20 protein-coding genes are annotated in these 21,293 nt (G+C 48.2%); 5 read left to right on the top strand and 15 right to left on the bottom strand.

The features are described from left to right. Nucleotides 1-96: 96 nt before the first annotated feature. On the top strand, nucleotides 97-1,872 hold the full coding sequence (locus ADU23_RS21570) for an Rqc2 family fibronectin-binding protein (RefSeq protein WP_053375621.1): 1,776 nt from the start codon (nucleotides 97-99) through the stop codon (nucleotides 1,870-1,872). 30 nt (nucleotides 1,873-1,902) lie between these two features. On the opposite strand, the gene ADU23_RS21565 is transcribed toward ADU23_RS21570, so the two are convergent. From ADU23_RS21565 to ADU23_RS21530, 8 genes are all read right to left on the bottom strand, one after another. Continuing rightward, entirely contained in the window at nucleotides 1,903-2,796 is an 894-nt protein-coding gene (locus tag ADU23_RS21565; protein WP_053375620.1) for a MerR family transcriptional regulator, read from the bottom strand. Continuing rightward, nucleotides 2,786-3,673: a PHP domain-containing protein gene (locus tag ADU23_RS21560; RefSeq protein WP_442950617.1), complete on the bottom strand. Its 888-nt coding sequence runs from the start codon at nucleotides 3,671-3,673 to the stop codon at nucleotides 2,786-2,788. The genes ADU23_RS21565 and ADU23_RS21560 overlap by 11 nt, the downstream gene beginning before the upstream one ends. Beyond that, a complete protein-coding gene (locus tag ADU23_RS21555) occupies nucleotides 3,664-4,575 on the bottom strand; it encodes a selenium metabolism-associated LysR family transcriptional regulator (protein ID WP_053375619.1) in 912 nt (303 codons plus the stop codon). The genes ADU23_RS21560 and ADU23_RS21555 overlap by 10 nt, the downstream gene beginning before the upstream one ends. A gap of 132 nt (nucleotides 4,576-4,707) precedes the next feature. Next, nucleotides 4,708-5,145, bottom strand: coding sequence for a hypothetical protein (locus ADU23_RS21550; RefSeq protein ID WP_053377763.1), 438 nt, complete (start codon nucleotides 5,143-5,145; stop codon nucleotides 4,708-4,710). A gap of 275 nt (nucleotides 5,146-5,420) precedes the next feature. Next, nucleotides 5,421-5,684: a YlbG family protein gene (locus tag ADU23_RS21545; RefSeq protein WP_053375618.1), complete on the bottom strand. Its 264-nt coding sequence runs from the start codon at nucleotides 5,682-5,684 to the stop codon at nucleotides 5,421-5,423. Between the two features lie 88 nt (nucleotides 5,685-5,772). Further along, nucleotides 5,773-6,264, bottom strand: coding sequence for a YlbF family regulator (locus tag ADU23_RS21540; RefSeq protein ID WP_053375617.1), 492 nt, complete (start codon nucleotides 6,262-6,264; stop codon nucleotides 5,773-5,775). A 70-nt stretch (nucleotides 6,265-6,334) separates the two neighbouring features. Next, nucleotides 6,335-8,368, bottom strand: coding sequence for a helicase-associated domain-containing protein (locus ADU23_RS21535; protein WP_053375616.1), 2,034 nt, complete (start codon nucleotides 8,366-8,368; stop codon nucleotides 6,335-6,337). Next, a complete protein-coding gene (locus ADU23_RS21530; RefSeq protein WP_053375615.1) occupies nucleotides 8,365-10,068 on the bottom strand; it encodes a DNA repair helicase XPB in 1,704 nt (567 codons plus the stop codon). Before ADU23_RS21530 ends, ADU23_RS21535 begins: the two co-directional genes overlap by 4 nt. Nucleotides 10,069-10,280: 212 nt before the next feature. Between ADU23_RS21530 and ADU23_RS21525 the strand changes: the two genes are divergently transcribed. Further along, nucleotides 10,281-11,129 carry a thermonuclease family protein gene (locus tag ADU23_RS21525; protein WP_053375614.1) on the top strand — a complete coding sequence of 283 codons (849 nt, stop codon included), beginning with the start codon at nucleotides 10,281-10,283 and terminating at the stop codon, nucleotides 11,127-11,129. A 229-nt stretch (nucleotides 11,130-11,358) separates the two neighbouring features. On the opposite strand, the gene ADU23_RS21520 is transcribed toward ADU23_RS21525, so the two are convergent. Continuing rightward, a complete protein-coding gene (locus tag ADU23_RS21520; protein ID WP_053377762.1) occupies nucleotides 11,359-12,513 on the bottom strand; it encodes an amidohydrolase in 1,155 nt (384 codons plus the stop codon). A 402-nt stretch (nucleotides 12,514-12,915) separates the two neighbouring features. Here ADU23_RS21520 and ADU23_RS21515 point away from each other — a divergent pair, with 402 nt between their 5' ends. Both ADU23_RS21515 and ftsW read left to right on the top strand, forming a co-directional pair. Then, nucleotides 12,916-13,260 (top strand): YugN family protein, encoded by a 345-nt coding sequence (locus tag ADU23_RS21515; RefSeq protein ID WP_053375613.1) that lies wholly within the window; start codon nucleotides 12,916-12,918, stop codon nucleotides 13,258-13,260. A 10-nt stretch (nucleotides 13,261-13,270) separates the two neighbouring features. Then, complete coding sequence (gene ftsW, locus ADU23_RS21510) at nucleotides 13,271-14,479, top strand: putative lipid II flippase FtsW (protein ID WP_053375612.1); 1,209 nt, start codon at nucleotides 13,271-13,273, stop codon at nucleotides 14,477-14,479. A 25-nt stretch (nucleotides 14,480-14,504) separates the two neighbouring features. On the opposite strand, the gene ADU23_RS21505 is transcribed toward ftsW, so the two are convergent. Next, nucleotides 14,505-14,894, bottom strand: coding sequence for an Asp23/Gls24 family envelope stress response protein (locus ADU23_RS21505; protein WP_053375611.1), 390 nt, complete (start codon nucleotides 14,892-14,894; stop codon nucleotides 14,505-14,507). Nucleotides 14,895-15,110: 216 nt separating this feature from the next. Here ADU23_RS21505 and cax point away from each other — a divergent pair, with 216 nt between their 5' ends. Next, a complete protein-coding gene (cax, locus tag ADU23_RS21500; protein WP_053375610.1) occupies nucleotides 15,111-16,169 on the top strand; it encodes a calcium/proton exchanger in 1,059 nt (352 codons plus the stop codon). Nucleotides 16,170-16,229: 60 nt separating this feature from the next. Here the strand turns inward: cax and ADU23_RS21495 are convergent, their stop codons facing one another. The 5 genes from ADU23_RS21495 to ADU23_RS21475 form a co-directional block, all read right to left on the bottom strand. Continuing rightward, nucleotides 16,230-16,517 (bottom strand): YlaN family protein, encoded by a 288-nt coding sequence (locus ADU23_RS21495; protein ID WP_053375609.1) that lies wholly within the window; start codon nucleotides 16,515-16,517, stop codon nucleotides 16,230-16,232. 138 nt (nucleotides 16,518-16,655) lie between these two features. Beyond that, nucleotides 16,656-16,898, bottom strand: coding sequence for an HPr family phosphocarrier protein (locus ADU23_RS21490; protein ID WP_053375608.1), 243 nt, complete (start codon nucleotides 16,896-16,898; stop codon nucleotides 16,656-16,658). Nucleotides 16,899-17,036: 138 nt separating this feature from the next. After that, entirely contained in the window at nucleotides 17,037-18,152 is a 1,116-nt protein-coding gene (locus ADU23_RS21485; protein WP_053375607.1) for an aminopeptidase, read from the bottom strand. Between the two features lie 30 nt (nucleotides 18,153-18,182). Continuing rightward, complete coding sequence (locus ADU23_RS21480; RefSeq protein ID WP_053375606.1) at nucleotides 18,183-18,914, bottom strand: hypothetical protein; 732 nt, start codon at nucleotides 18,912-18,914, stop codon at nucleotides 18,183-18,185. 141 nt (nucleotides 18,915-19,055) lie between these two features. Continuing rightward, on the bottom strand, nucleotides 19,056-20,996 hold the full coding sequence (locus tag ADU23_RS21475; protein WP_063846077.1) for a sensor domain-containing diguanylate cyclase: 1,941 nt from the start codon (nucleotides 20,994-20,996) through the stop codon (nucleotides 19,056-19,058). Nucleotides 20,997-21,293 lie beyond the last annotated feature (297 nt).

The raw sequence follows: 21,293 nt of genomic DNA, 5'->3' as shown, positions 1-21,293 counted from the left end.
CGGACAGCCCATAAAATATCCCATCAAGGACTTAAGTTTTTGTCTCAACTATGGCATGATAGAGAAAGATAGACCAAGGAAGCGAGGAACTACACCATGGCATTAGACGGCATCGTCACCCATGCGATCACGCATGACCTACAGCGCTGCGTTGGTGCGCGTATACATAAGATCCATCAGCCAACCGAGCACGAGCTTGTTTTCAGCATTCGCGGAGCCGGTATGCAGGGCAAGCTGCTGCTGTCCGCCAACCCAACCTATCCCCGAGTCCACTGGACTACCGGTACATATGTCAATCCAATGGAAGCGCCGATGTTTTGCATGCTGCTTCGGAAGCATTGCGAGGGCGGCATGATCGAGTCCATTCGTCAAATCGGGGCCGAGCGAATTATTCATATTGAAGTGAAGCATCGCGACGAGCTAGGTGACTTATCAAACAAAACGATCATAGTCGAGATTATGGGGCGTCATAGCAACATTATTTTGATGGATCCATCAACCGGCATCATTCATGACGGCATTCATCATGTTACGCCAGCTATCAGCAGCCATCGTATCGTAATGCCCGGCAGCAGCTACGCTTCGCCGCCCGAGCAAGGCAAGCTTGATCCGCTGGCTATCGAGAACGAGCAGCAATTTTTGGATGCGCTAAGCGAAACAGACGAGACTGCTCCCTTGCACAAAAGGCTAGTAGACAAGCTAAGCGGCTTCAGCCCGCTTCTTGCTAAGGAGCTTGTACACCGTGCGCACGCTGACTTAGCCACAGACGAGCAATCCGCTGACGAAAGCGTATCGCAGCAAAGCCTAGCTGCATTATGGAGCAGCTACTCAAGCTTTATCGAGCAAGTCAGAAACGACCATTATACGCCTACGATCAAAACAAACGCGGACACCGGCAAATCCTTTTTCTCCATTACGGAGCTTACCCATATTGAAGGCGAAGCCGTTGTTTTTCCGGACATAAGCACTTGTCTAGAAGGCTTCTACGGCAATAAGGCGGAACGCGATACCGTTAAGCAGCGTGCTGCCGATCTGATTCGGTTCGTCCAAAATGAAAAAGCAAAAAACATTACAAAAATTAAAAAGCTTGAAGATACGCTTGTTGAAGCGAAGGATGCGGAAAAATATAGAGTGCTCGGCGAGCTGCTTACCGCTTACATGCATCAAATAAAGCGCGGCGACACCACCATTGAGCTCGTTAACTTCTATGATGAGGAGCAAGCTGTAATCAAGATTGATCTGGACCCGCAGCTCACGCCTTCCGATAATGCGCAGCGCTATTTCCGCCGGTACACGAAACATAAGAACAGCTTATCGATCGTTGCCGAGCAAATGGAAATCGCCCGTACCGAAATTCAATATTTTGAAGCGCTGCTGCAGCAGGTTGACAACGCATCGCTAGGCGATATTGGCGAGATTCGTGACGAGCTCGTTGAGCAGGGTTATATGAAAGAGCGCGGCCGGCGCGGTCCGAAGAAGAAAAAAACGCTTAAACCAACTTTGCTATGCTACACCTCCTCTGAGGGAGCAACGATATATGTCGGCAAAAACAATACGCAAAACGAATATTTAACGAACCGGCTCGCGGTGCCTTCCGACACATGGCTCCATACGAAGGATATCCCTGGCTCGCATGTCGTTATAAGAGGCGGCGACTTCGGCAATGCGACGCTAGAAGAGGCGGCAATGCTGTCTGCACACTATAGCCAAGCCCGTGACTCAAGCTCGATCCCCGTGGATTACACGACAATCCGGCATGTGCGCAAGCCAAACGGCGCAAAGCCCGGCTTCGTCATATACGACAACCAGAAGACGCTGTACATCACGCCTGACGAGAAGCGCATTAAATCACTCGCAAGCGAATTAAAGTAAAGACGATTGCGCATAAAAAAAACACGGCTCTTATTCATTTGGAATAAGAAACCGTGTTTTTATTTTTTCGACGCAGCGCTTGCCATCGCCTACAAGCATGTGCACATGCTTGGTTCCTGCCAGCAGGCCATCCTCATAAATCGCTTTTCCGCCAATAAAAACTTTCGTTGACAGCTGGCCGCCGGTAATCCGTTGATCGAGCTCTTGCAGAAAAGGCACCGCTTCCTCCAAAGCTTGAGTGACAGAGAAGCTAAATGTAAAAGCTGCCGGCCGTACCTCCACCAAACAATCAAAAATCCCTTTCTCCGAGGGCGAGCTTCCCAGGTAAACGACCCGAAAACCTTCCATCTGCGCAAAATAACCAAAAAATAAAATGCCAAGCTCATGACGCTCGCCCGGTCCGCATGCCGTCACCATCAATGGGCTATCGTCAACTGTGCGGATCATGCCGCGGATCGCGAGCATTTTGTCCCGAATAAAGAGGCTGCCGAAATGCTCCTGGTATTCTGAAATTTCTCCCCGTTCCCAGCGCTCTCCAAGCTCGACGAGCGTCGGCTCCAAAATTTGAAGCATCAAATTTTCCAATTGAAGAACCGCTAGAAGCTGTTCATAAATGCGCTCCGCACTGGTTAAATCAAGCTCAATAAAACTTTGAAGCAGCTGCTCAATCGGATTCGTCCAATCCATCGCTGCATGATCGGCGTTCTTCCATTCCTGAACAGCCATTCCGATCGGTACGCCTTCATCGACCTGCTTCTTAAACCAAAGAAGGGTCTCTATATCATGATTCGTATACCCGCGATAGCCATTTGCCATTCTTTGCGGGATAACAGCCTCGTAACGCTCCTCCCATTTCCGAATGAGCTGCGTTGATAAGCTGGTACGCATAGAGGCTTCCTTGATCGTAAAGAGCCTATGGTTCATTGCGCTCTTTCCCCCATAAAGGTTCTAGCTGCTGGAGAACGTTCACATCTACCGTGCGATTGCCTATTTCACCATGAAAAATAACGCCTTGACGCGATCCATGATAATCCGATCCGCCCGTTGCAATCAATTGATACCTCGCTGCAAGCTGCGCATATCGGCGTTCTTCCTTCGGACCGTGATCGGAATGGAACACTTCGATTCCTTGCACGCCATATCGAATAATTTCCTCGACTAACGAATCATTGCCGTAAAGCCCCGGATGCGCAATTACGCTAGTGCCGCCGGCTTCCCGAATCCAATCAACCGCCTCAAATGGGTTTAATCTTGGCGGATTGACGTAAGCAGCAGCTCCTGTTTTTAAATAACGGTCGAATGCTTCTTTCATAGTGGAGACGATTCCCTTGTTCACAAGGACAGCGGCAATATGCGGGCGACCGATACTAACGGCTGCATCCTGCAAGGCTTCGAGCTTGCCGTCTCCATGAGCAGCCGCGACAACCTCATCCATCGTGATTGCTATTCCGAGCTCGCACAGCTTATCTAATATCATTTCATTTCGTTGATCCCTTACACGACGCAGGCTGGCAAGACGCGTTAGCCACTTCTCGTCATCATTGCTCGTATAATAACCAAGGATATGAATATCTGTCCCATCTGCAACCGTGCTCACTTCAACCCCTGGCACAACAGTTATTCCTAAACGCTCCCCTTCCAGCATCGCCTCCGCCACTCCGGCAACGGTATCGTGATCGGTAATCGCGATTGCGGCAAGCCCCGCCGCTTTTGCCAATCGAACGTTTTCAGCAGGAGATTGCATGCCATCCGAAGCGGTCGTATGTGTATGCAGATCAGCAAGTCCATTCATTAGAGCCATTGCTGCAAGTCCCTCTCTCTCAAAAAGGATAAAAATGTGACAGCGGATATTGGCAGTATCGCCGATTTTAAGTATATGGAATAAAACTGGCGCTGAAACTTCGAATCCGACACCTTAATCATGCGGATCAAATCGAGCGCTACCTCATGCTTGACGGAAGAAGATGAAATGAAGGAAACGCCTAAGCCAGCCTCAACAGCAGACTTCACAGCTCCCGTGCTGCCCAGCTCCATTACGATTTTCATAGTGGAAGGATCGATATTTTTATTCCTCAGCTGCTCTTCCATTACAAGCCTCGTCCCTGAACCTTGCTCCCGAAGCACAAAAGGATATTCCATCACTTCCTCTAACGTAACGGATTCCCGCTCAGCCAATGGATGGGATTTGGAAACGATTAATCGGAGCTCATCGCTCATTACCGCCTCCATATGCATATCCGGATGATTAATCGGGGCTTCAATAAGGCCAAAATTAAGCTGGTGATTCAAAATATCCTCCATAATCTGCGAAGTGTTCATAACCTTCATGCTGATTGAAATATGCGGGTATTCCTGGCCAAACGGACCGAGCAATCGCGGCAATATATACTCCCCGATCGTTAAGCTTGACCCGAGCTGGAGCCTTCCCTTCAGCTGTTTGGTGAAAGCCGACATTGCCTGATCCGTATCACGGATCAAGTCGATGCTGCGCTGAGCGTAAGGCATAAGAGCCCTTCCCGCTTCCGTCAGTTCAATGCGTTTCGTAGAACGCTGCAGCAGCTTCGTGCCAAAATAATCCTCCAACGACTGTACTTGCATCGTAACGGCGGGTTGAGTCATATGTAAAGATTGCGCCGCTGCGGAGAAACTGCCTCGTTCCGCAACCGTACAAAAAATATGCAGCTGGTGAAAATTAAGCGCCATGAACCAATCATCCTTTCTTCTGGTCATTATTATACTATAAAGCTTGTACAGAATCTTACAAGCGCAACAAAAAAAGCATGCAATCTTTTTGCAGATTGCATGCTTCCCCCATTTATATATAGTTATAAAGTCCTATTTTCGTTTTCTGCTGCTCTTCACAAGAGTCATTCGCCTAGAATGACGAAGCCATGAATAATAGGACTTTAGGTCCCTAAGCTCAATGGTTTCTGACATGCGCCCTAAAAAGGTTACGATGATCATCTTATGTAAAGGAGATCCGGTAATATCCGTTTCCGTTAGTGAGTCCGCAAATTCCGCAACAAATACAAGGTCATCATCAATTAGGTAAACATCCTGTTCGTTGCGGTAATAAGGCTCTACGCGCCCTTGCTTGAGGCATTCCCATAGAAATTCTGCGATGTCTTCAAAGCCGGTTTTTTCGCTTTCTATCCGGTCCAGCCAACGACTTTTGGCATGGTTCGTAATCACGATATCCGCAACTTTCTTATCACCCAGATCGATATAAAACGACTCATATGTACTCCATCTTCTCGTCATTTTATCTTTCACCACGCAACCTACTCCTTCCAAGGAACCAGGGCTTTTATACTATGTATTTAATTCCATTTTACCACGATTGTCCGAGATTACAACAATAAATTAAAGTCAGACCAATTATGTAAGTATTTGGAATACGTATATAAAAAAGAAGCTTCTCAGTATTAATTCTCACTGAGAAGCATTTGATATTCAGAATAATGTAATATTTTACATTATTACATAACCTTATCGAGCGATGCAACCTCACTGTTCACATCACCGAAAGGAAAAGGTTGGGATTTATCTTACAAGCTGTAAAATCTTGTTTTATCTTCACTGTCCTTGCTATATTCGGTCTTGATCTCATTTCGGTATGAGCGTTCGATCTTACGAACGTACGAAAGCTTCCCCATTTGCCGCACAGCCTCTTCAGAGCGCTCCGCATTCATGTACATGACGACGTAATGCATCTTCCGCGACATGTAATGAACCGTTCCGAATCTTTCCAAAGACCTTGCTGCTTTCAAATCGCTTACCCATACGATATAACCCGTTCGATCCGGTAGCATCTTTTCCCTCCTCAAAGGTTTGCGTAGCAAACCTACTTCGTAAGCCTTTGCTTAGGTTTGCGTAGCAAACCTACTTCGTAAGCCCGTGTTAGCTGCAACCGCCGCTGCCGCAGCTGCATGAGCCGCCGCTTCCACAACTTCCGCCGCCAGCTTTTTCGTTGCCCGGCACCTTAATGTTTTGCGATACGGACTCTGCGATCGTACGAGAAACATCATAAAGCATCTCGTCTACGACCTGCTCGGCAAATTTGAAGCGGCGAACGCTTTCAATCTCTCCAAGCTCGCGCTCAATGACTTTGACCTTATCCTTCGCCTCGTTGTAATTGGGGTGAAAACGGCCAAATCGTTGACATTCTTCAAATAACTCTTTTGCCTTGTCGAACTGCCTCGTCAGCAGTTTCACTTCTTCGTCCTCGTTCACAGCCGACTTCCAATATAAATATTCGGCGACTTCCGCCGATTGATTGATCCAGTCACCTAATTCATAGGCGCAAAGCAGCAGCGACGCCATATCAAGAGAAGAAACGCCGCCTTGCGGTTGCTCCAACTGATTAGCCGTTAAACCTTCAGCAGTTGGCATTCATCCACCTCTTTTCAATTCGCTAAATTCTACACTATCATATCATAATCGCAAAGCCAATAGATAGAGATTATATTGAAGCGCCTTGACCCGGAATGACTAGCCGCATTTCCTCCCACATATCCGGCGTTAACCGAATCATCAGCCTCTCCGGCTCATCGCGAAGCAAGCCAACGACAGCCCAGCCGTCATCCTGCTGCTCAAGCCTCTCCGGAACAAATGATCGAAGCTCGCGCTCCATAAGCAGCTGAACCGGCGTTTGCCATTGCAAGGCGTGTTCGATAAGCTCCTTCCTGGTGGAGTGGTGATAGGCACGCAGCTGCTTTGTCCACATCACGGGCACCCGCTCAAGCTCCGCCATCGTTTGAAGTTTCTTCCGAGCAGCTTGCTCATTAAGCTCAAAATGCTGCAGCGAAAAAGCTTCGTAAATATAAGAAGGCGAAGTTCTTGCATGCTTGCCCGTCAAAAGCGGTTCCAAGGCTTGTTCGTTCTCCATATAGAAAATTGGGTAGCTGTCCGCCTCATACTGACCGTCTGATTGTACGGCCTTCCTAGCAGGATAACCTGCTTTTTGCAGCATGCCTCTAATGGCGCTTATCTGGGCCTTATCGACAATAAAATCGCACGAACCAAGCTTTTGCGTAAGCAGGGGAGCAATTGTTGGATGGTTCTCTACGATCGCCGCCATCGCTTCATTGTCACAGCGCAGCAGCGCTACCTCGGCAAACGCTGTCCGGCATGCACGGCTTGTCCATTCCTCCAGCATAGCCAGCATCGCAAGCGGCAACGACTCCTCGCCCGATGCTTGCTCAAGAAAATGTTGGATGGAAGCATGCGTCCTTCCATGCTCTAAAGCTCGGGAAATCGAAGCCGCTTCAACACGGTAGATCGCGACCAGCTCATCCGATTTCCGTTCAGCAAGAAGCTCAAGCTCCCATCTGATCCAAAAAGGGCATTCCGGCTCAACCATAATTTCTCCGTTTGGCTGTACAGCGGCATAAGAAGAATGTGTCTCATACGTTTGCTTGCTCGCAGTTTTTATTGGAGCTGTAGACTTCCACCGGAAAAACAGCTCCGTGTGGTCAGAGTGGGCATAATCCACCAGCTCTAACCAGCCAAGACTGTACAATAATCCATACCAGGACAGCTCTAAGCCAGCTTCATTCGAATCTGCACCGCTGCTCATAAGAAGCTTAGCTTCATTCAGCCGTTCATTCATCCTGCGCTTAGAAAACCATTCCCCGGCTTGCAGTGCAGTTAATGCCGTCGCCAAATGCGCACTCATGCCTCCGGCCGGCAGGAGCAGCGCCAAACACCAATCCATTAATTGGCTCTCCCGCTCCGTCTCTCCGATGTTCAGCCAGTTGCTAAGCATACCTTCATTCCACCGCATTGATCCGTCCAATGTTTCGATCAAGCCGAGCGCTGATGCCGCCTCCAAAATAAAAGCGGCATTCAATGGATAAACATCAGAATATGCCCCTTTTAATGCAAAGGATTTCAAATAGCTTTCATCTATATCTAATGCCTGCAGCAGCTTGTTCACCGTTTTTTTCGGAAGCGTTCCATTTACCGTAACCGCTAATCCGCTTCGCCCCAATACCGATAGAGCTGCAAGCAGTTGTCTGCCAAATGGCCGGCAATAAGGTCTCATGACCCCATTCATTAGTCTTTCCCTGTCCTCTGCTGCAAGGGGTTCAGCGTTGCTTGGGAATAATGCCCTCTGCCAACTGGCGAAGCCATCCACAGGCACAAAATACAGGTTCTCACCCCAAACCTTGCGAGCGGAAAATAAGATGCCGGCTTCCTCCAGCTCTGCGATTCCGATTCGGCACTCTGCGCCGGATAAGTCGGTATGCCGTCGCAGCTCTTTAATGAGCCGCTCTTCTTCGGCAGGCACAGCGGCAAATAGTCGCAGCATTCCCTTTAATACTTCCGCCGCATAAGGAGTCAGCGCTGCGGCAGCCTCAAGTATCGTTTCATCCCTTGCAGCCGCTTCCTCCCAAGACAAGCCTTGCTGCCGCGCTGTTTGCCATGCTGATGCTTGCATGAAGCTTTTTTTTCGTTCCTCGGGCAGCTTACCTGCCAATTGTTGCATTCTCATTGAGCAGCAGCCTCCGCAACCTCATTCTTATTATGTGGCAAACTAAGCCTCTCGTACTGATATCCTTGCTCAAGCATAAACAGCTGTCTCTTAAGTGCAAATTCCGTTTCCTTCGTTTGATCGGTCACAATCGTATAAAACCATGCTCGATTGCTGCCCGCTTTGGGCCTTAGCAATCTCCCGATCCGCTGCGCTTCCTCTTGGCGCGAGCCAAAGCTGCCGGAGAGCTGGATCGCGACAGCCGCATCAGGCAAATCAACGGCAAAATTCGCTACCTTAGAGACAATTAGCACGGAAATCTGCCCCGACTTAAAGCGGTCATACAGCTGTTGCCTCTCCTGGTGAGGCACCTCTCCCGTTAACAGAGGCGCGCCGAGCTCCGCAGAAAGCTCATGCAGCTGGTTCAAATATTGTCCAATAATAAGGGTAGGCTTGCCTGCATGCTCGCGCAAAAGCTGCTGTACGACCGGAATTTTTCCAGGGTTTTCAGCTGCGAGCCTAAGCTTCGAGCGCGCGCTTGCCTGCGCATATAACGCTTCCTTATTTGCATGGAGCGGCACTCTTATCTCTGTACACGATACCGAAGCAATATAGGAGCCCGCCTCGGCTGTTTTCCACTGCATATCGTACTGCTTCGGACCAATCAAGGAATAAACGTCCTCCGCGCAGCCATCCTCCCTAACGAGCGTGGCCGTTAGGCCAAGCCGCCTCGTTGCTTGAATATCCGCAGTCATTCTGAACACAGGGGCTGGGAGCAAATGCACCTCATCATAAATAATGAGTCCCCAATCCCTTTCCGAAAACAGCTTCATATGGGTAAAAGGAGCGTCCTTTGATTTTCGATGCGTCAGCATATTGTAGGTAGCTATCGTAACCGGACGAACCTGCCGCAGCGTGCCGCAATATTGACCGACTTCAGGATCAGTCAGCGATGTTTTATCAAGCAGCTCGTCCTTCCACTGCTTAACAGAGGTCGAATTAGACGTTAAGATTAGCGTTGCCCTGCCAAGCCTAGCCAGCGCTGCAATGCCTACGATCGTTTTTCCCGCTCCACAGGGCAATACGATAACGCCGCTGCCTCCTTGCACGGTTCCTTCCTTATAAAAAAGTTCAACAGCAGCTTGCTGGTATTCCCTTAACACAAAGCTCCGATCGCTCAGCGTTCGATTTTTTAATTGAATAGCAAGTTCCTCTCCGAGGTGATAACCTGCCAAATCAATAACGGGATAGCCAAGCCTTGTCAACTCCTGCTTCAAAGCCCCCCTGCAGCTATCGTTCAGCTCGCAAGCTGTCGCCTCAGACCTCATCGTCACACAGCTCATAATGGATTGATGCGTGATAACCTCATCTATGATCGATGCTTCTCCATGCAGCATAAGCTTGCCGGATTCAGATGACAGCCATAGCTTGCCGTACCTGCCGATCAGCTTTCGAATCGTTGCCTCCGCCTGAAATGGCAGCTCATATCTCCCGTACTTCGTAAGCAAGCCTACAACTTCGTCCGCTGTAATTCCTGCTGCTGCCGCATTCCATAACGTTAAAGGGGTCATTCGATAGGTATGAATCGAACCCGCTCTTTTGACGGCGTCCATGAAGAGAACTAGCTTCTCTCTTGCTTGCTGTGCCATAGGTTTACTCTCGTCAAGCAGCACCAATAAATCCGATTGCACGATTATTGGCCTTTCGTGAAGATTATGCATCATTCTCCTCCAGCCATTTATTTCTAGTTTATTTCATAAATTTTGCCTTTTAATGTTCTACTCAGATGCCCTCACCTGTCAGTATGAAGAATTTAACACTTTTTTATGCCGCAACCTGCGCATGTATTACGCGATTTTTTTATATAAAATGTGTTATAGTAATTAAGAAGTTCTCATAATTGACCGCACATTGGGCTGGAGGTATCCCTTCTATGAAAAGAATTATAATCATTCTCCTCATGCTCATTTGCATGCCGCTTGCCGGCTGTTCGGCCATTTCCGAGCTTTCCTCGAATGTTATTCAAACGAACCAATGGTATCAGGTAGCCGGATATATAGACGGTGACACCTTCAAAATCAAAACCGGTTCCGACGAGACGACCATTCGACTTCTATATGTAGATACGCCGGAAACCAAGAAGCCCGATAGTCCGGTGGAAGCCTTTGGACCCGAAGCGTCTGCTGCGACGGAGGAGCTATTAGCTGAATCCCAAGAAGTTCGGCTTACCTTCGACAAGGAAACGACCGATCAATACGGCCGTACGCTGGCTGTTGTCGAGCTTAAGGATGGGCGGATACTAAACGAGCTGCTGCTTGCGCAAGGTCTGGCAAAGGTCCTGATTGTTGAACCTAATGTCAAGATGGAAAACGCATACAAGCAGCTGGAGCAGCAAGCAAAACAAGCCAAAATCGGCCTGTGGAGCAGTGCCTTTGAAAGCAATCATACGGAATTCCCCGTCAAGAAGGCCGCGCGAAGCGGAATTCTCATTGAGGTGGACAAGCTGGCAGAGCTTGTCACGATAACGAATACGACAGACCAAGCGATCGACTTGAATGGCTGGAAGCTCGTCAGTGTTCGCGGCAACCAGACCTACCCTTTTAGTGCTTACACGCTGGAAGCCCGTCAGAAAGTGGTCATTTCCTCTGCAGACGAGACGGCAGCATCCGATCTCGCCGTCCTACAATGGGGCGCAACTAATATTTGGAATAACAAAGAGTCAGATCCCGCTGAGCTCTACAACCAATACAATGAATTAGTTTCTGTTTGGGAAGATGACTAGCCAATCAAGGCAACTATCTCCCATGCAATAATGAATGCCATGAGGTCGGGCGGCAATCGATTGCCGTAATCTGATTAAACAAACAGCCATTGAAGAGGATAGAAAAATAGCGGTACAGGAATTGCCTCCTGTACCGCTATTTTTTATGTTTATAACCATTCTGTTCAATGCGGGCTATCTCCGATGTTCAGTCGTACTCCACGCTTCCGCCGTCCGCCGCTACATCCGTTCAGAGGTTGAGCCTGTCTGCTCCTAGGCTAGTCGCATAATCTTCTGCCATGCCGATCAGAAGCCTTGCAGCGCGAAGCATTGCCCTTTCATCGATATCGAATTTCGGATGATGATGCGAGTAATTGGCCCCGCTGCTCTCATTGCCTGCTCCTACAAACATAAAGCACCCTGGCACCTTCTCCAAATAATAAGAGAAATCCTCTGCTACGGTGATCGCTTCCGAAAGAACGACGGCGGGCTCGCCGAACAACTGCGCGCCAACCTTAAAGAAACGCTCGGCCTCCGATTCATCATTCACTACCGGCGGGTATCCGATCCGCATCTGGTAATCGAATTCAGCCCCATGCATTTGGCACACATGCGTAATGAGCGATTCCAAACGGTCATGAATCATCTTCCTTGTTTTCTCGTCAAATGACCTAACCGTACCCATCAGCTTGCATCTCTCTGCAATTACGTTGTTGGTTGAGCCTGCTTGAAAGGAGCCGATGGACACGACTGCCGGGTGAAGCGGATTTACATTGCGGCTAACGATCGATTGCACCGCTTGAACAAGCGTGGAGCCGATCATGATCGCGTCAATGGCTTGATGCGGCAGCCCGCCATGCCCGCCGCGTCCAACAATATCAATAACGAATTCATCTGCGGCAGACATGAACGGCCCGCCTTTAGAAGCTACCAAACCATGCGCCAGCGGCGTCCATAGATGTACGCCATAAATGACATCTACACCGTCAAGCGCTCCGTCTTTAATCATCGGCTTGGCTCCGCCCGGCGTAACCTCCTCGGCAGGCTGGAATAGCAGCCTGCGTTCACCGCTTATTTCGGCTAAATTAGCCGAATAATACGAAGCGACTGCCAGCAGCGTTGCCGTATGCCCATCATGGCCGCATGCATGCATGACGTTCGGCACCTTTGACGCGTAATCGCATTTTTTCTCATCTTGAATGGGCAGCGCGTCAATGTCTGCTCTAAGCGCAACCACTGGCCCTGGCTTGCCCCCTTTAAAGACAGCAATTAACCCATGGCCGCCAACGTCCTTCTGCACCTCGCAGTCAAGCGCTTCAAGTTGGCTTGCAATCCAGCTTGACGTTACGCGCTCATGAAACGAAAGCTCCGGATATTGATGGAGATGCCTCCGCCAACGAATCATACTCGGATATAGCTGCTGAAGCTCTAGATCTACGACATCCTCTGTCTGCAAATCGCAAACCTCCTTACTTTTTTGTGAAACAAAAAAATTTCTGAAAGCTCACTCTGCGGTTTGTTTCACAAAGCGCACCTTAGGAAGCCATGCTTCCTAACAGATAAGATCATTTTATCTAGTTTACCAGATGTCAGCCTTATTAAGGAAGCATATGCGACAATGAATCAGCAGGAATTATACATTTCGTCAAAATGTCACTTTTGATCGCGGCGAGTGGCGGGAGTAAGGGTTGCGCTTGCTGGGGAAACATACTATCATGAGAAAAGAATGCACAACTCTGTCTTTTGAAATGGAAGCATATGCTTACGAAGTCAGTTTTGCTTCACAAAACCTTTAGGAGGAACTACCATGATTATTGAAAATACCGGCTTAAACGGTGTTAAAAGCGAACTAGACCATTTAGATGAATCAGCTGAAAAAGTTGGCTTCGTCCGTTGGCAATGGGAATACTATCGCGCTACATACGATTTAAAACTTGAGGATCGCGCTAGCGGTTCCGAATATTTCTTAAGGATTACTACTCGCGCTGTTGAAGGCAAGCTTGAATCGCCGCATGCCGTGCTTGTTATTGAATCCGTCTACATTGGACGAGCTACTTTCCCGCATGGCCTTGAGTATGAATCTCCGGTACCGCAGCCTATTATGAATACAGCTACACAAAGACTTCAACAATTGAAACAGCTGTTAGCATAACGGTGGCAACATGAAAGCCACGCAGAACGGTAGCCGTGGAAGACCGGACTTTCTGCTTCTCATTTTGACTCTTCTGCTAGTAGGTTTTGGGCTTGTGATGGTATTCAGCGCAAGCTCCGGAATAGCAGCGGTTTCAAAAGCAACAGGGAATGATTCACTTTACTTTATCAAACGCCAGCTCATATGGGCTGGCCTTGGTACGTTCATCATGCTCTTTATGATGAACCTGCGTTATCAAGTATATAAGAAAGCTTTCATGCTTTTTTTTGTACCTGTCATTTTCATGCTCATGCTTGTCCCTTTTGTCAACGAAGGCATTAACGGCGCCCGGAGTTGGTTCGGTATCGGATCACTTGGCATTCAGCCAACCGAGGCTGCCAAGCTTGCGCTTATCTTGTATCTCGGAGCGCTGATTTCCAAAAAAGGCGAGAAGTTTCGTGATTTTAAAAAGGGACTGCTGCCGGTCATCGTTATCGTCGGGTTCATTTGTGGCCTAATTATGATGCAGCCAGACCTTGGTTCTTGTTTGGTACTTGGCTCATGCGCAGCGATAATGATTATAGCAGGAGGCGCGAACCTCAAGCATTTATTTGCTGTAGGGATCGTCCTCGCGATTTTAGGCACAATTGTAGTCAGCATAGGAATGGCTATCGACACAAAAGGCTGGCAATATCGAATTGACCGGTTTACGGCCTACTCTGATCCACTGGCTGATGCACAAAATACCGGATTTCAAATTGTGTCTTCTTTGCAAGCGCTGGGGCATGGCGGATTGACCGGAGCTGGTTTTGGAGAAAGCATTCAAAAACTGCATTATTTAAAATACGCCTACAATGATTTTATTTTCTCGATCATCGCCGAGGAGTTTGGCTTTATCGGAAGCACGATTTTCTTATTGTTTTATTTAGTCTTTTTATGGCGCGGCCTTATCGTCGCTCTGCGCTGTCCTGATGAGTACGGAACGATTGTCGGCATCGGCATCGTCGGCCTGCTGACCATACAGGCATTCATTAATATTGGAGGCGTAACCAACGCCATTCCGATGACTGGAGTTACCCTGCCATTCATAAGCTACGGCGGCTCATCGCTGCTTTTTTGTCTCATGAGTATGGGTATTCTTCTAAGCATTTCAAGAGAATCGAATAAAGTTGAAAATCGAAGCGCAAAAAGCGGCTCCCAAAACCGATTTGCGGCAAAACAAAAGACCTCTTCCATGTAAGAGGTCTTTTGTTGCTTGCTTATTTTTATTTCAGTCGTTGCTGCTGCAGCTGCGATTCTTCCAATTCTTCCTCTTTGAAGGCTACGCCTTCCACCTTCACGTTCACTTCCACAACATGCAGGCCTGTCATGTTTTCTACGGATTCGCGAACATTAAGCTGCAACTGACGGCATACTTCTTGAATCGGAATGCCATAATGAACAATAATTCGAAGATCAATTGCCGCCTCTGTCGTGCCTACCTCGACAGATACGCCTTTTTGCACGTTTTTGCCGCTTAGACGTTTGGCAAGACCTTCGGAGATACCGCCAGACATTGCTGCAATGCCTGGCGTTTCAAGCGCTGCTAGTCCAGCTATCGTTGCTACTACATCATCAGAGATTCGGATAAGACCAGTTTGAAGTTCTTCGGTCATGTGACACACTCCTCATTTTGCCATATACGTTTATTGTAATGGAAGCTTAGGCGCGAAGCAAGAACAGTGCTTTTAAATGAATGTGAATATTTGCTATTTTAAATGATAACAATTTGTAAGTTTCATTTTGATAGCATGTTGGTAAAGTTTACATGTCTCCTCATTTCCGCTATATTATTATCAGGTTTTCAGCAAATTTGCAAAGAGGTGCTTCGTATGAATCAAAAATTGTTTTTCACAGGCTTGATCGTCATGTTTGCGCTGAGCGCGATCGGTCATTTCGCTCACTTTAACAACACAGCGCAGTTCGTCATTTCAGCGATCGCCATCATTTTTGTGGCAGGGTTCCTTGGCAAAGCGACCGAGAGCGTCGCCCACTATGCCGGACAGCGGCTGGGCGGCTTTCTAAATGCGACATTCGGCAACGCCGCTGAGCTTATTATCGCAATATTTTTGATCAAAGCACAGCAATTTGACATGGTGAAGGCAAGCTTAACAGGGGCGATCATCGGAAATCTTTTGCTCGTGTTAGGACTCAGCATTTTGCTAGGCGGGTTGAAGTATAAGGAGCAGCGCTTCAACAACCGGCTAGCCGATCACAACTCCACCCTTATGATCATGGCCGTTATCGGTCTTTTCGTACCGGCGGTGTTCGTTGTTTCAGAGAAGTTCACCTTTGAGAAAGACCAATTTTTAAGTCTAGCGGTTGCCGGCATTCTGATCGTCTCCTACATCTTGTGGCTCATCTTCTCGATGGTCACACATAAGGATATGTTGTCAGACGTCGTCATGAATGCCGATCATGGCGAGGAGCCTGCATGGTCCAAAGGAAAGTCGATCTTGTTCCTCCTCCTCGCGACCGTTATGGTGGCGTTTGTGAGTGAATGGCTCGTACATACCCTTGATGCGTTTAGCGCCCAATTTGGCCTATCTGAGCTGTTTATAGGGGCGTTTGTCATCGCTATCGTCGGTAATGCCGCGGAGCATAGCGCTGCCGTCATCCTAGCCATGAAAAACAAGATTGGCGCAGCCGTCGAAATTGCCATCGGAAGCAGCTTGCAAATCGCCTTGTTTGTAGCGCCCGTGCTCATCCTTGTCAGCGCGTTGTTCGGCAACACGATGGATATCGTCTTTACCCCAATCGAGCTGACCGCAATCGGCGTTTCCGTCTTTATCGCCAAATCGGTATCGCGGGATGGACAGACGAACTGGTACGAGGGTGTTCTACTCATTATGGTCTACGTGATTCTCGGTATCGCCTTCTACCTCGTATAGGCCATATATTTGCCCCATGCACCTTCATATATAAAGAAAAGAGTAGTCTCCAACCGGAGGCTACTCTTTTCTTTCCAAAGCTTCGTATAACATCGCTAAATTCCGCTCTAATCGATTCACTATTTCCTTGCCTGCCATCTCTGCTATCAAGCCTGCGCGAACAGCAAAGTCAACCTCTCGCGAGAATCCATACATTTGCGTATCTAGCACTTCTTCGTACAGCGGACATTGACGGGTAGTCAAGTTTTCCATCTGAACTTCGATTAGCTTTTCTATTTTACTCGCATCTTCTTGAAGGAGACGAAGCGCTTTCTCATGCAATTGTACCGTAATTTCCGGTGAAGACATCGTTTTCCCCCCTGTGCGCGTATCCGCCGTCTTCTATACCCTTTATATTAGACGAAAAAGAGGGATTATACAAGGTCAAAACAGAAAAGCGCCCCTTCAAAAATGAAGGGACGCCAATTCTGGAATATTATAATACTACTAATCCGTAATAACGGTAACGTTCAAGTTGTGCTTAGCGAAAACATCTGCCATCGCTGTTTTTGCTTCTTCAGCATCAGGTCCGTGTACATGCAGTTCATATGCATGGCCGCCTACTAGTGTTGTGAATAGTCCGAGGATGCTTTTTACATCGATATATTTGCTCTCGGCTTGCAGAACGATGGACGAAGTGAATTGGCTAGCCGTTTGGGAAATTTCTACAATAGCTGCGTTGTTGGACATGGGAGATCCCTCCAGTTATATTAGTAAAGCTTACCTTTGTCACCATGATAACCCGAAACGTAACATCGAGCAAGTGGTAAAATGAAAAACGCTTTATTTTCCATTTATTATAGAGGAAAGCGATATCATTGTGTTCATTTATTTCAAGTTTTCTGAATTTAATGCTTCAAGCTCAGGAATAACGAACACGCCATCCTTACGAATGAGAATATCGTCAAAATATATTTCCCCGCCGCCGTATTCCGGCCGTTGGATTAGCACCAAATCCCAGTGGACGGAGGAGCGATTGCCATTGTCCGTTTCCTCATACGCTTGGCCTGGCGTGAAGTGCAGGCTTCCGGCAATTTTTTCATCGAACAAAATATCATTCATCGGATGCAAAATATGCGGATTAAATCCAATTGCGAATTCACCGATGTAACGAGCACCCTCATCCATGTCTAAAATCTCATTTAGGCGGGCCGTGTCATTGCTTTCTGCTTTGACAATTTTTCCGTTCTCAAACGTAAACGAAATGTTTTGGAACGTGACGCCGGAATAAACGCTTGGCGCGTTATACGTAATGGTTCCTTGCACCGAATCGCGGACAGGCGCGGAGAATACTTCGCCATCAGGAATATTGCGGTGTCCCGAACATTTTTTAGCTCCGATGTTTTTGATCGAGAAGCTCAGGTCCGTGCCTGGCGATACGATGCGCACGCGATCTGTTTTGCTCATGAGCGCTTGCAGCGGATCCATCGCTCTATCCATCTTAGCGTAATCCAAATTGCATACGTCAAAATAGAAGTCCTCAAACGATTCCGTGCTCATGTTCGCAAGCTGTGCCATCGATGGGGTCGGGTAACGCAGAATGACCCATTTCGTTTTTTTAACGCGCTGCTCCATATGTACCGGATTTCTGTATATTTGCTCATACAAGCGCATGTTCGCGTCAGGTATGCCAGCCAGCTCATTGACATTGTCGCCGGAGCGTACCGCGATATAACCTTGCATATTTTTCATTCGCTCCAAATCAAGCGACGACCATAGCTCCATTTGCTCTTTGGTAGCATGCTGCAATAAAGTACGAAGCACAGAGCGATCGCTCGATTCTACGAACGGTCTTCCGCCGCGCTTAGCAACCTCTTCTATTAAACATTTTGTCAGCTCCCGTTCTGAACCGACCATGTCAATGAGCACATTTTCGCCAGGCTGAACATCAATGGAATACTCGACTAAATTTTGGGCTAGCTTTTGCAATCTTGGGTCACGCATGTTAAAAGTCCTCTCCTTCTTCCTTTCGATCTAATCCATCGTAACACGTTTTTGCGTCTGTTGAACAGTTTCGCTCGATGCTCCGTTAAAGGATTGAAACCTTACTGTCGTGTGCCTTTCCTCGGCTGCCGGCTTTTGATTATACGTGTAGCTGAAGGATGTTTTCTCCTCCATTTTTAGCGGCAGCAGCCGGTCTCGGTCGATGACAAGCTCATACTTCGTCACCGCTTGCATGGACGCCAGCATCTGTTCCAATTGCTTGCGGGAACGCGCCAGTTCCTTCGACCACTCCTCGTGATACGGACGATCCGCTGCCGGTACATCAAGCTGATCGAGCTGCTGCCGCAGGCGCTGCTCCCATCTCTCCTTTGAGACACTGGCATTCTCGGTAATCAGCAGCGTGACCGTGTCTGGATTATTGCTTTCATTTAACAAACGAACCTCGTCGTTGGCATTGTTTAACGCCTCCAGCACTTGTACCGGATTCCAGTGCAGCGGGTCCGCCGTATTCGTCTGAAGCGTCAATTGCTGATGATCCACTACTTTGCCTTCAAATACTTCCGGCTTAAACTCGAGCCCGTCCGCCGTCTTCATGCTCATCGAGCCCGTAAAATCATATTGATCCGTTGCCGCAAGCCCCGAGTATGACAAAGACAGCCACTCCTTAGGTGTTCGCTTGTCGCCGGCACTGCCGCAGCCGAGTGCAGACATCATTAAAGCTACTGCCACAACGCCCGCTCCAATCGCCTTATTTCTTCCCATCTCTTTTCCTCCCGTCCAACTTATTATTGTAATATCGTCCCTTACCTGCTTGCTCCTTATTCCGTTTAAGGGCAAAAAGAAAAAGATGCCCGTCAAGGCATCCTTCATCTAACCTGTCTCGCTGTGGAAAACAGGCATTATTTAGTTCTGTCCTACGAAAATACAATTTCGCCCGTTGTGCTTAGCCTCATAAAGCGCCATGTCCGCTCGGTAGAACAACGACTCGACGCTAACCTTCTCATCCTCGAACGTCCACTCGGAGACGCCGCAGGATACGGTTACAACAGGATCGGTGTCTTTCTCCACCTGCAGGCGGATCCGCTCAGCGATGCGATAAGCCTGCTCCGCTCGGATGCCCGGCAGGTACACCGCAAGCTCCTCGCCGCCCCAACGTGCCGCAATGTCGCCGTGTCTGATCGAGCTCCTAATGATATCGCTCACTTGAATCAGAATCCGATCGCCGACCTGATGGCCAAACGTGTCATTTACCCGCTTGAACAAATCGATGTCCACTAGTATGAGCGATCCAAACGGATCTTTGCGCTGACGGTTTTGAATTTGTTCATTTAAATAATGGCGGGCATGCAGCCCTGTCAAATTGTCGGTTATTACCATCCGGCGCACTTCCGCATGCAGGGACGCATTCGTAACCGCAAGGCCGATATGCGTGCTCATCACTTGCAGCAGCTTATAATTTTCGTAGGAGAAAAAATTTGGCGCCTTATGCGTGACCAAAATGACGCCAACGACCTCGCCATCGACCAGGATCGGCGCAGCGATAAGCGATCTCGAGCTCGTATTGTCCATCAGCTTGGAGGTTACAACGCGAGTATGCCAGTAATCGGATATGATCAGCGGCTCTTTCGTCCGGTAAACCATTCCGCAAAAGCCGTAATCGGGCGAGAAATGCTCGCTTGCAAGTGCAGGAAAGTTGCTCGACATGACAACAAACTGATTTTTTTCTTTATTAAGCTGCAGGACGCAGCAAAAATCCGCATCAAATATCGTTAAAAGCTCGCTGCTCGCAAACTGAAAAATTTCTTTCAGCCTAAGGGACTGATTCAGACGTTTCGTGAGCTCATTGATAAGACGAAGCTCATTGATAAGCAAATTTGACTGCTCGTACAGCTTCGCATTCTCAAAGGCAGAGCCTGAAGTATCCGCGAGCAGCAGGAAGGCCGGCAAATCCGCCTCATCCCATTTGCCTGGACCGATTGACATGCGGAGCACGCCATATGCGGCTTGCTTGCCGGTCATCGGGACTGCCAGCCGCAGCGTGCCGTCCCGGTCATGCTCGGTTACCGATTTTCCGTTAAGAAACGCTTTAGCCACGAGATCATGCTCGGCATTTTTGAAAACGAGCGGCTTCACGCGCGGATCTCCGTTCAAATGATCCTGCGATAGATACAAATCAACCTCTGAGCTTGGGAACAGCATCTCTAGGCTGAGAAGAAGCTCCGACAGCACGGAGGATACGTCGATTTGATCATATAGCCGTTTGGCGGCTTGAAACAAAGCGTTTCTACGGTCGGCTTCCTTCTCAGCCCTCCGCTGCTGCAAGAGCAGATCCTTAACATAAATCTGTTCGAACATATGATAAAAGCAGCTGTGGAAATGAAGCGAGCATCCAAGAAGCTGCTCTAGCTCTATTCGAGATCCATTAGTTGATAGGTAGGTGAAGACGCCAAAAACGGCACCATCGTTCCGCCTATGAACAGGCACCGCTGCCACAAATAACTCTTCCGTTCCATTAATGCTGACCTCTCCACCGCTTAGAGCACGGCTAACCGCCGTCATTAGCACAGCATTACGAATTTCGCGCCCATCGCGATACTGCCCCGTTGCAGCGACCTCTTCCCCTTCTTTATTAAATAGCGCAAACTCGCCATTCTCAAATGAAGCCAACGCTGCTGATTCTTTTGCCCACTGCTTAAAGCTGTCTTGAAACAAAGGAAATAACAAGGACTCGTCCGCATCGCTAATATCTTCACTGCTAAACCAAACCGGTTGTGATTCTGCTGATGTATCCACAATTGTAGAGGTTTTATGATATGCAAAATTGCTATTCACTCGATCAACCATGCAGCCCCAACCCTTTCATCTGATAACCAAGGAGATGAGCTTCCCATTTTCGCTTATTATTACAATCATCATACTCCATCTTTGAGAAATTTGCACTACTATGTATGTAAAATATAGGTCTTTCGATGCGCTTACGTTCTTGTTTAATTTCATGCATGAACCTTGACAACGACTATATATTTCATATATTATTTATTGATGAATAGATGGGCGTACGGTTTTGTGTCACCCTCATGAAATACGTTCGCTGTAGGCCAGCGGCTGACTAGCCTAACAGGGACGAGCTTGCTCGGACGT

Origin of the sequence: Paenibacillus sp. FJAT-27812 (genome assembly GCF_001273905.1) — a bacterium.
Classification (GTDB): domain Bacteria; phylum Bacillota; class Bacilli; order Paenibacillales; family Paenibacillaceae; genus Pristimantibacillus.
This window is presented reverse-complemented; position numbering and strand designations above follow the sequence as displayed.

What these genes read in the sequence shown, in the direction of transcription:
- ADU23_RS21570 (WP_053375621.1), top strand. Translation starts at nt 97, where the DNA reads ATGGCATTAGACGGCATCGTCACCCATGCGATCACGCATGACCTACAG.
- ADU23_RS21565 (WP_053375620.1), bottom strand. Translation starts at nt 2,796, where the DNA reads ATGAACCATAGGCTCTTTACGATCAAGGAAGCCTCTATGCGTACCAGC.
- ADU23_RS21560 (WP_442950617.1), bottom strand. Translation starts at nt 3,673, where the DNA reads ATGGCTCTAATGAATGGACTTGCTGATCTGCATACACATACGACCGCT.
- ADU23_RS21555 (WP_053375619.1), bottom strand. Translation starts at nt 4,575, where the DNA reads ATGGCGCTTAATTTTCACCAGCTGCATATTTTTTGTACGGTTGCGGAA.
- ADU23_RS21545 (WP_053375618.1), bottom strand. Translation starts at nt 5,684, where the DNA reads ATGCTACCGGATCGAACGGGTTATATCGTATGGGTAAGCGATTTGAAA.
- ADU23_RS21540 (WP_053375617.1), bottom strand. Translation starts at nt 6,264, where the DNA reads ATGCCAACTGCTGAAGGTTTAACGGCTAATCAGTTGGAGCAACCGCAA.
- ADU23_RS21535 (WP_053375616.1), bottom strand. Translation starts at nt 8,368, where the DNA reads ATGAGAATGCAACAATTGGCAGGTAAGCTGCCCGAGGAACGAAAAAAA.
- ADU23_RS21530 (WP_053375615.1), bottom strand. Translation starts at nt 10,068, where the DNA reads ATGCATAATCTTCACGAAAGGCCAATAATCGTGCAATCGGATTTATTG.
- ADU23_RS21525 (WP_053375614.1), top strand. Translation starts at nt 10,281, where the DNA reads ATGAAAAGAATTATAATCATTCTCCTCATGCTCATTTGCATGCCGCTT.
- ADU23_RS21520 (WP_053377762.1), bottom strand. Translation starts at nt 12,513, where the DNA reads ATGATTCGTTGGCGGAGGCATCTCCATCAATATCCGGAGCTTTCGTTT.
- ADU23_RS21515 (WP_053375613.1), top strand. Translation starts at nt 12,916, where the DNA reads ATGATTATTGAAAATACCGGCTTAAACGGTGTTAAAAGCGAACTAGAC.
- ftsW (WP_053375612.1), top strand. Translation starts at nt 13,271, where the DNA reads ATGAAAGCCACGCAGAACGGTAGCCGTGGAAGACCGGACTTTCTGCTT.
- ADU23_RS21505 (WP_053375611.1), bottom strand. Translation starts at nt 14,894, where the DNA reads ATGACCGAAGAACTTCAAACTGGTCTTATCCGAATCTCTGATGATGTA.
- cax (WP_053375610.1), top strand. Translation starts at nt 15,111, where the DNA reads ATGAATCAAAAATTGTTTTTCACAGGCTTGATCGTCATGTTTGCGCTG.
- ADU23_RS21495 (WP_053375609.1), bottom strand. Translation starts at nt 16,517, where the DNA reads ATGTCTTCACCGGAAATTACGGTACAATTGCATGAGAAAGCGCTTCGT.
- ADU23_RS21490 (WP_053375608.1), bottom strand. Translation starts at nt 16,898, where the DNA reads ATGTCCAACAACGCAGCTATTGTAGAAATTTCCCAAACGGCTAGCCAA.
- ADU23_RS21485 (WP_053375607.1), bottom strand. Translation starts at nt 18,152, where the DNA reads ATGCGTGACCCAAGATTGCAAAAGCTAGCCCAAAATTTAGTCGAGTAT.
- ADU23_RS21480 (WP_053375606.1), bottom strand. Translation starts at nt 18,914, where the DNA reads ATGGGAAGAAATAAGGCGATTGGAGCGGGCGTTGTGGCAGTAGCTTTA.
- ADU23_RS21475 (WP_063846077.1), bottom strand. Translation starts at nt 20,996, where the DNA reads ATGGTTGATCGAGTGAATAGCAATTTTGCATATCATAAAACCTCTACA.